General features: G+C 57.8%; 1 pseudogene. It reads left to right on the top strand.

Annotation, left to right across the window (positions count from 1 at the left end):
• Positions 1 to 206 (top strand): annotated as a pseudogene (locus B4L76_RS21500) (ubiquinone biosynthesis regulatory protein kinase UbiB); the annotation flags it as partial.

Below are 206 nucleotides of genomic sequence, written 5' to 3'. Positions count from 1 at the left end.
GACCAGGACTACCTGGCGCGCAACCTGATCGCCTTCTTCAAGCGTGACTACCGCCGCGTCGCGCAGTTGCACATCGATTCGGGCTGGGTACCCGTGCATACCAAGGTCAACGAATTCGAGGCTGCCATCCGCACCGTGTGCGAGCCAATCTTCGAAAAACCGTTAAAGGATATTTCCTTCGGCCAGGTGCTGATGCGCCTGTTCCA

The sequence above is a fragment of the Pseudomonas sp. UBA4617 genome (assembly GCF_002386445.1).
Classification (GTDB): Bacteria; Pseudomonadota; Gammaproteobacteria; order Pseudomonadales; family Pseudomonadaceae; genus Aquipseudomonas.
This window is presented reverse-complemented; position numbering and strand designations above follow the sequence as displayed.